We start from the raw sequence: 8,557 nt of genomic DNA on the forward strand, positions 1-8,557 counted from the left end.
TCAGCAATTCTGCAAAACCCAGCTTGACTCTTCATATGGAAGATACTACCGATACGGTGAGGTGGCTGAGGGCGTTTTTTGTATGGAACCATGTTCCCTGGGAAGAGTCGATAATCAGTGATACTGTTAGGATCATCAAGGAGTATAAGGAATTTTTTGATTTGTCAAAAGGTCCGGTTGCAAGGGACCCAAAAGATATTAAATACCTTCTTCAAGACATAATTATTATTTACCGTACTTTGGAAAAAGCCTGCAGTGAAGATTTTCAGGAGCATGCCAACCCGATCATCGAAAAAATGATGGAACGATTTATGGCAGGCTTGCACGATCCCGAAGAAATTATTGATCTCTATGAGATGGTTTTTAAAAATGCATTGATCTATGGTTTTGAAGAAAGTTTGGAAGCACCCTACAAAAAAGCGGGTCTGGATATCCGTAATCTGGAAAACTGGCCAGTTGAAAAAATCAATTGGGTTCCAGATGAGTTGAAGGAAAAGATTATTCCTCCAATTAAAGATTTATTTGCAGGGTTTAAAGAGAAGCTGGGAAAAGAAAACTCTTAAAATCAGCCCTTCAAAGAATCAACAAAATCTGCAAGGCTGTCAAATATCAATTTTGCACCGTCAAATTTTATATTCCTATTTAAGGGATTTCTTAAGATGATGCACGGTATTCCGGCTTCTTTAGCTGCGTTAAGTCCTTTTAGAGCATCTTCAAGAACAAAGCATTCGCTGGGATGACACCCAAGTTTTTCCGCAGCGTTTAAAAAAATATCCGGATGTGGTTTTTCTCTGGGAGCAGACTCTTTCCCAAGAATTACAGGGAAGAGATTCGACACTCCAGCATTTTCTAAGATATTGCGGATGTCTTTGACCCATGAACCTGAGGCGATGGCCAGCTTATGATTGACAGATAAAGTTTCTGCCATAGTCTGAGCGAGTGGGAATAACTTAATGTCTCCACTCCGACAAAACCTTGAATAAACTTCGAACTTCTGTTTTCTAAGATCAACAGGGTCTACATCAAGACTGAGATTATGGCGTTCAATTTCACCAGCTATGCCTTTTCCTTTCGAGGTCCATTCTACCCAATACTCATCTTTATCAAGGGTATGCCCGTATCGTTCAAAGACTTCATTGTAGGCTCGGTAATGGAAAGGTTCTGAGTCGGCTATTAATCCGTCAAAGTCGAGAATTGCTGCCTTGCAGTTTGCGAGAAGAGAGTGCAAATTACTTTTTAAATTTGATTGTTCAGTCATGCAGCTTTATTCCAGAACTTTCCCGAACCGATCAAACCTGACCCATTTTTTAATTCGATCCCAAGACCAGTAAATTACAAGTGCTTTACCCCGGATTTTTTTAATATCAAGATAACCCCAGTAGCGGCTGTCCTGGCTGTTTTCCCGGTTATCTCCCATCACAAATACATGGCCATCCGGAACAAGAATAGGTCCGAAGTCATCCCTTGGGACCAGCGGACTGTCTCCAGGAGAGTCTGTATGTCGGGCATGTGTATCATCGTAGGGTTTGTTGTTGATATAAACTTTTTGTCGACGCACTTCCAGAATATCTCCGGGCAGGCCAATCACGCGTTTAATGAAGTCCCGGCTTTCATCCTTTGGGAATTTGAAAACGATAATGTCTCCCCTTTCAGGGGTTTTGGAAAATATAACAATATCGTCAAAAAGCTTTATGTTCAGGAAAGGGATTTCATTTGGGACATGTGTGCCATAAGTAAATTTGGAAACAAGAATATGATCGCCGATAAGGAGCGTGGTTTCCATGGAACCGGAAGGAATTTTAAAAGCCTGGATGATGAATGTGCGAATCAGCAAGGCCAGTAGCAGGGCAATTAAAATTGCTTCCGTGTATTCGCGGGCAATGCTCTTTTTTTTCACTGCAACTTCTTGAGTTGGAGCGTTTTGATCGGTGTTATTTGTCATCGGTCCTCAATACTGCTAGAAAAGCTTCCTGCGGAATTTCTACGCTGCCCACCCGTTTCATTTTTTTCTTACCCTCTTTTTGTTTTTCCAGCAGTTTGCGTTTACGGGTGATGTCACCTCCGTAACACTTTGCGAGAACATTTTTTCTGAGCGCCTTGACGGTTTCACGCGCGACAACTTTACTTCCTATCGCAGCTTGAATGGCTACCTCAAACATTTGGCGCGGTATCTGGTCTTTTAGTTTTTTTGCCAATTCGCGGCCTTGATAATACACTTTGTCTTTGTGAGCGATTAAAGATAGCGCATCGACCAGTTCTCCGTTTAATAGGATGTCTAACTTTACCAGACTGGATGTCCTGAAATCTATAAATTCATAATCAAAGGATGCATATCCTTTGGTTCCCGATTTAAGGCGGTCATAAAAGTTCAGCACAATTTCATTAAATGGCAGCTCATATTCCAGCAGGACCGTTTCGGGATTCATGTATTCCATTTTTTTCTGGATCCCTCTGCGTTCACGCACTAACGCCATCACCACCCCTATATATTCTTCCGGTACGATAATGGTTCCCAATACATAAGGTTCTTCAAGATGGTCGATATTTTTTTGTTCAAGCAGTTTGGAAGGATTGTCGATCATCAATGTTTTTCCATCCGTTGTGACAACTTTGTATACAACGGTAGGTGCTGTAGTGAGGAGGTCGACTTTATATTCACGCTCTATTCGTTCCCTTACAATTTCCATATGAAGTAGACCCAGGAACCCGCAACGGAACCCGAAACCCAGGGCCGACGAGGTTTCTGCTTCATAAGAAAACGATGCGTCGTTCAAGGTGAGTTTTTTTAGTGCATCTCGTAAATCCTCATAGTTGTCACCGCTGATAGGGTACATTCCGCTGAACACCATCGGCTTGACTTCCTTGTAACCAGGCAGAGGTTGTTCTGAGGGAGTTTTGGCGTGGGTAATGGTGTCTCCAACCTTAGTCTGATCCAGTTCTTTGATGTTGGCGATCAGGTAGCCCACTTCACCTGCTTTGAGCTCATTCTCTTTAGCTTGAGCAGGGTTGAATGTGCCAAGTTCTTCGACCATGAAACGGTTTCCCGTTGCCATCATCATAATTTCCTCACCTGTTTTCAGGGCACCATGTTGTATCTTGACCAGTATAATAACTCCCCGATATGAGTCGTACCATGCATCGAAAAGCAAGGCCTGCAGTTTTTTGGAGCCGTCTCCAGTTGGTGCGGGGATCTGACGGACTATAGCTTCCATCAGCTCATTGATTCCGATTCCTTCCTTGGCACTGACCAGAACTGCGTCGGACGACTCTATTTGCAGGACATCTTCCAGTTGTTCTTTTATGAAATCCGTGTTGGCGCTGGGTAGATCGATTTTGTTAATGACCGGTATGACAGAAAGATCATGTTGCATGGCAAGTGTGAGATTGGCTATGGTCTGCGCCTGAATGCCCTGTGTTGCGTCAATGACTAACAGCACTCCTTCACAGGCAGCCAGACTGCGGGACACTTCATAAGTGAAGTCGACATGACCTGGAGTATCAATCATGTTGAATATGTAGTCTTGATTGTCTTCGGCCTTATATTTCAGGCGCACTGTTTGCGCTTTGATAGTGATTCCCCGTTCGCGTTCCAGATCCATATTGTCCAGGACCTGGTCTTTCATCTCCCTTTCCGGGATCGCTGAAGTGGCAAGAATCAGTTTGTCGGCAAGAGTAGATTTGCCATGATCTATATGGGCAATGATGGAAAAATTTCTTAAACGGTCCTTTATCATATTATTTTATCGTCCATAAGCCATTCCTGATCTGCTTGGAATTATTTGTCCAAGCAGAAATCTCCGCTGGTAATTTTCAATAGCTTCTTAAATTTTAGCAAGGGTACTTTTAATAAAACTTACTTTAGTTGCCACTGCGGCTGGTAATCAGTGCGTGGGAGAAGGTCTTGCCACTTTTTTTGTGGGAGTGGTGTGAGAAACCTTGTCGTAGTCTTTAGTAAGGGTTTGGGATTCTTCTTGAATCCTCAAATAGTTTCGCCATTCCTCGAACTGGTTTTTCATGGCTTCGTAGTCCTTGGCGTTATCAATGTCCAGGGCTGATCCCGGGTAGGGAACTTCCAATGCCATAAAACGGGTTTGCATGATGGCGCAAATAATTTTTTCCAATGATCTTTTGGGATTTAACTTGCGAAAATAGTCCACCAGGAAGTCAAGCCTGAGATTTGAAAAAAACAGGCATAATTGCAGGCCGATATAGTTTTTATAATACCGAGCCTCAGCTTTTCCAATTATTGATAAAGTAAAAAGCAAAAGATTTTTAAAGTTTCTCTGATAGCGGTACTGATACATTTTCTGGATGTATTCCCGATGTTCAATTCGTAGCGGCTTAACCATGTGTAAATTGTTGATCCTGTAGCTGCCTTCTTTTATGTGGAGATAGGCCATTTTTATACCCGGTTTTCCTTCTCGCGGATAAAAGCTTTTAAGCTTTTCACGAGAAACAAGCCCCAAAACGTGGTCATAATTTTCCATATCTGCATGGGAAATAAAATATTCCACCTCATGAGGAGTCATCAGCGGCGCGTCACAGGGGACGATCAGGACCGCCCTGTCGCTATGAGACTCAGTATTTGGGACTTCTCCATTTTCACCCTTCAAAGATTGAAGAAAAGTGTGCCAGACGTTTTCATAAAGATTAGATCTTTGCTCAACAATATGAATACGTTTAGGAAACTCCAGGTCAACGTGTCCGGATAGAAATACCTGTTTTAATTTTTCCTTGTGGCCGACTATGTAAATATCCTGAATGGATTCAACCTGTTGCAGGGTTTCAACAATATAATGGACGAGGCACTTTCCACTGATGGTCAAAAAAGCCTTGTTTTGATGAAGAACTTTGTAGCTGGAGTTGCCTTCTCCTGCGACAAGGATAGCATCATATTTTTTTTGACCGTTCATTGAGCCCATGCAAAAACCTCTATCAGTTTCTTATTATTATAATACCTTGCGCTCTTCATTGAAATTGGTTATACACAAGGTTTACATTTTTCATATTCAAAATACCAGATTTTTAGATCATGTCTCAAGAAACTTCCTCAAATCTTCGTACCACCCCTTTGATCAATATTCATAAGGAACTAGGGGGCAAGCTGGTTCCTTTTGCAGGGTGGCAGATGCCCATTCAGTATCAAGGTGTCATCCCCGAGCATAATTGTGTCCGCAATGGGGTTGGTATTTTTGATGTAAGCCATATGGGTGAGATAGAAATCCAGGGCCCATCTGCCAAAAGTCTGGTTCAAAAATTGATGACCAACGATATAGATTCAATGCAAGACAATCAAGCTCTTTATACCTTGATGTGTATGGAGCACGGAGGTGTGGTGGACGATTTACTGGTCCACCGTTTTTCCGAAGATCATTATTTCCTTTGTGTGAATGCCGCGAATACAGAAAAAGACTTTCAATGGATTTTAAAAAATGCCGCGTCTTTTGATGCCACAGTTCGAAATACGAGTCATGAAACTTCGCAACTGGCGATTCAAGGAAAACACTCTGAGGCTCTTTTACAAAAATTATGCGAAGGCCCTTTGAGTAAAATCAGATATTACCATTTTAAAAAAGAAAAAATCCACAATTTTGAAGGAATCATCGCGCGAACTGGATACACAGGTGAAGATGGTTTTGAGGTTTATGTTAATGAAAACCATGCAGAATCTTTATTCAGAGCAATACTTGAAGCGGGTAAGGAATTTGATCTGCAACCTATAGGTCTCGGGGCCCGGGATACTTTGAGAATGGAAATGGGTTATGCCTTATATGGTAATGAAATTAGCGAAGATTCCAAACCTCTGGAGGCTGGGTTGGGATGGGTGATCAAGCTGGGTAAGGAAGAGTTTATAGGACAGGCAGAGCTTAAAAATCAAAAGGATGCGGGAAATAGTCGAAAACTGGTGGGAGTTCGCCTGTTGGACAGGGGAGTGCCGCGTCCGCACTACAGGGTTTTAAAAAATGGAACCCCGGTCGGGGAACTGACCAGTGGTACTTTTTCACCCGCCTTGAATACAGGGATCGGATTATGTTATGTATCCCCTGAATATGCGGAACCTGGAACGAAACTGGAAATAGAAATCAGAAAGTTGAATGTGCCGGCGGAGGTCGTCAAACCGCCATTTTTGCCGACTCGAGTCAAAAAAGATTAATCGTAAATATAACGGAGGCATCATGGAGGTCCCCAAAGACTTAAAGTATACGCATGAACATGAATGGATTCGTATCGACGGTAAGAAGGCCGTGATAGGTATTACAGGGTTTGCCCAGGAGCAGTTAGGGGATATCGTTTTTGTTGAGTTGCCAGAATTGGGCAGTGAGATTGAACAGGAAAGCCCATTTGGAGTTGTGGAGTCTGTAAAAACAGTGTCCGACCTATATGCGCCTGCAAGTGGCAAGGTTACAGCAATCAATAAGGACCTGGAGACGAACCCGGAAAAGGTCAACAATGATCCTTACGAAGCTGGATGGATTATTGAAATCGAACTTTCTGATGAGGGGCAAATTGCATCTCTTCTTGACCCAGATGCTTACACAGAACAATGTCAAAAGGAGATGGAGTAAAATCCTTTTCCCTGTCCTATGAGGTATATCCCCCATACAGAGCAAGATATAAGGCTGATGCTCGCAGAGATTGGCGTGCAAAATATTGATACTCTATTCGATAGTATTCCTGATTCCTTGAAATTGGGAGATAACTTGCTGGGTCTGCCTGAGAGCCTTTCCGAAAGCGATTTAACAAATTACCTGAAACGGCTGCAAAAAAAAAATACCACTCCTGAAAATCACTCCGTTTTTCTGGGAGCTGGAGCATACCACCATTTTTCGCCTATATTGATTGACCACCTGATTTCTCGGGGCGAATTTGCGACCAGTTACACACCCTACCAGCCTGAAGTCAGTCAAGGGACTCTTCAAGCCATTTATGAGTTTCAGACAATGATCTGCCTGTTGACCGGGATGGAAATCGCAAATGCTTCCATGTATGACGGGGCATCCTCTCTTGCGGAGGCTGTGGTGATGTCTAACCGTGTTAACCGCCGAACGGAATTTCTTGTTTCACGCGGGGTTCACCCTGAATACCGGAAAGTTGCCGAAACCTACACAAGAGGAAGTAATTTTGACCTTAAAGAAATCCCTTTTGACGAAAAAGGGAAAACAGACGTTTCAGCGATTATTGAAAAATTGTCTGATAATACCTCCGCCGTTGTTCTTCAATCGCCAAACTTTCTGGGAGTGGTGGAAGAGTACGCCTCATTAAAGGAAAAGCTGGCGGAAAATGGAACTCTTTTAATCGTTGTAGTGGCAGAAGCGGTTTCTTTAGGTATATTGCAGTCACCAGGATCTCATGGTGCGGATATCGTTGTGGGAGAAGGACAATCCCTTGGTTTGTCGGTTTCTTATGGTGGACCATACGTTGGGTTTTTTGCGACACGGGAAAAGTTCTTAAGGCAGATGCCTGGTCGTCTGGCAGGTGAAACCGTGGACCAGAACGGGAAACAGGCATATGTCCTGACTCTGTCTACAAGGGAACAGCACATCCGCCGCGAAAGGGCCACCTCTAATATATGTACCAACCAGGGGCTGTGCGCACTGGCAACCGCTATCTTCATGTCAACTCTGGGGAAACAGGGGTTTCGTGAACTGGCTGTCCTGAACTTGAGAAAGGCAGACTATTTAAAAAACCGGCTGGCACATGTCCCAAATTTCAATATTCGTTTTTCCGCTGATACATTTAATGAGTTTGTCATCGAATGCCCTCGGCCCGTGGAGGAAATTTTAACTTCTTTGAAACAAGAAGGCATCATTGGTGGTTATCCCCTTAAATCCTATTACCCGGATCTGGAAAATTGCCTGCTGGTTTGTGTGACTGAACTGAACACCCGCGAAGAAATGGATCGTCTGGCAGATAAACTGGAAAATTGTTAGTCGCTGGATAACTGTTCAAGCAGTTCTTCCGCAGGGTAGGTAAGGATTTCCGCAAGGGTGGGGTGGTAATGCGGTATCGTTGCCAGGTCTTTCACCGTACCTCGAAAATGCATGAGGGTAATGAGTTCGTGTATCAGTTCCCCCGCTTCCGGTCCAACAATATGACCTCCCAGAACTTCTCCCGAAACAGGATCGCAAAGTAATTTTACATGCCCATGAGTTTCTCCCAGGCAAATTGACTTGCCATGGTCATCGAAAGGATATGATGCGGATAAATAAGCGATGTTATTTGCTTTGCACTCCTTTTCACTCAAACCAACGCTGGCAACTGCCGGGTCAGTAAAAACCACTGAGGCTTTAAGGCGTTCATCCATCTCGCGCTTGTTCGCAGAATTCACAGCGTTATAACCGGCCACTTCTCCCTGCTGGATGGCGATATGCACCACTTCATGAATTCCATTCACGTCACCCACAGCAAAGATATGGGGTTGATTGGTGCTCATTTCAGAGTCTACCGGAATTCTACCTTTCAGGGTTTCAACTTGAGCAGATTCCAGTTGAAGACCATCTATATTGGGCCTTCTCCCCAAAGCCTGCAGGATGACTTGGGCGCGAACCTGCTTTTT

General features: G+C 43.5%; 9 protein-coding genes. 4 read left to right on the plus strand and 5 right to left on the minus strand.

Annotation, left to right across the window (positions count from 1 at the left end; genetic code table 11):
* The first annotated feature begins 35 nt into the window (after positions 1–35).
* Positions 36–563 (plus strand): hypothetical protein, encoded by a 528-nt coding sequence (locus F3741_07135; GenBank protein MZG30569.1) that lies wholly within the window; start codon positions 36–38, stop codon positions 561–563.
* A gap of 2 nt (positions 564–565) precedes the next feature.
* Here the strand turns inward: F3741_07135 and F3741_07140 are convergent, their stop codons facing one another.
* From F3741_07140 to F3741_07155, 4 genes are all read right to left on the minus strand, one after another.
* A complete protein-coding gene (locus F3741_07140; GenBank protein ID MZG30570.1) occupies positions 566–1,258 on the minus strand; it encodes an HAD family phosphatase in 693 nt (230 codons plus the stop codon).
* A gap of 6 nt (positions 1,259–1,264) precedes the next feature.
* Positions 1,265–1,942: a signal peptidase I gene (lepB, locus tag F3741_07145; GenBank protein MZG30571.1), complete on the minus strand. Its 678-nt coding sequence runs from the start codon at positions 1,940–1,942 to the stop codon at positions 1,265–1,267.
* Complete coding sequence (lepA, locus tag F3741_07150) at positions 1,932–3,734, minus strand: elongation factor 4 (protein MZG30572.1); 1,803 nt, start codon at positions 3,732–3,734, stop codon at positions 1,932–1,934. Before lepA ends, lepB begins: the two co-directional genes overlap by 11 nt.
* Positions 3,735–3,881: 147 nt before the next feature.
* Entirely contained in the window at positions 3,882–4,922 is a 1,041-nt protein-coding gene (locus tag F3741_07155) for an NTP transferase domain-containing protein (protein ID MZG30573.1), read from the minus strand.
* Between the two features lie 110 nt (positions 4,923–5,032).
* Between F3741_07155 and gcvT the strand changes: the two genes are divergently transcribed.
* Genes gcvT through F3741_07170 form a run of 3 tightly spaced genes read left to right on the plus strand, consistent with a single transcriptional unit; the run spans position 5,033 to position 7,931 of the window.
* Complete coding sequence (gene gcvT, locus F3741_07160) at positions 5,033–6,154, plus strand: glycine cleavage system aminomethyltransferase GcvT (GenBank protein ID MZG30574.1); 1,122 nt, start codon at positions 5,033–5,035, stop codon at positions 6,152–6,154.
* A 22-nt stretch (positions 6,155–6,176) separates the two neighbouring features.
* Positions 6,177–6,566: a glycine cleavage system protein GcvH gene (gcvH, locus tag F3741_07165; protein ID MZG30575.1), complete on the plus strand. Its 390-nt coding sequence runs from the start codon at positions 6,177–6,179 to the stop codon at positions 6,564–6,566.
* A gap of 18 nt (positions 6,567–6,584) precedes the next feature.
* Positions 6,585–7,931, plus strand: coding sequence for an aminomethyl-transferring glycine dehydrogenase subunit GcvPA (locus F3741_07170; GenBank protein MZG30576.1), 1,347 nt, complete (start codon positions 6,585–6,587; stop codon positions 7,929–7,931).
* On the opposite strand, the gene F3741_07175 is transcribed toward F3741_07170, so the two are convergent.
* Positions 7,928–8,557, minus strand: a 630-nt coding sequence (locus F3741_07175; GenBank protein ID MZG30577.1) for a dihydrolipoyl dehydrogenase, incomplete at its 5' end; no start/stop codon positions are given. The two genes, F3741_07170 and F3741_07175, sit on opposite strands and share 4 nt — an antisense overlap.

This window comes from Nitrospinota bacterium (assembly GCA_009873635.1).
Lineage (GTDB): Bacteria > Nitrospinota > Nitrospinia > Nitrospinales > VA-1 > LS-NOB.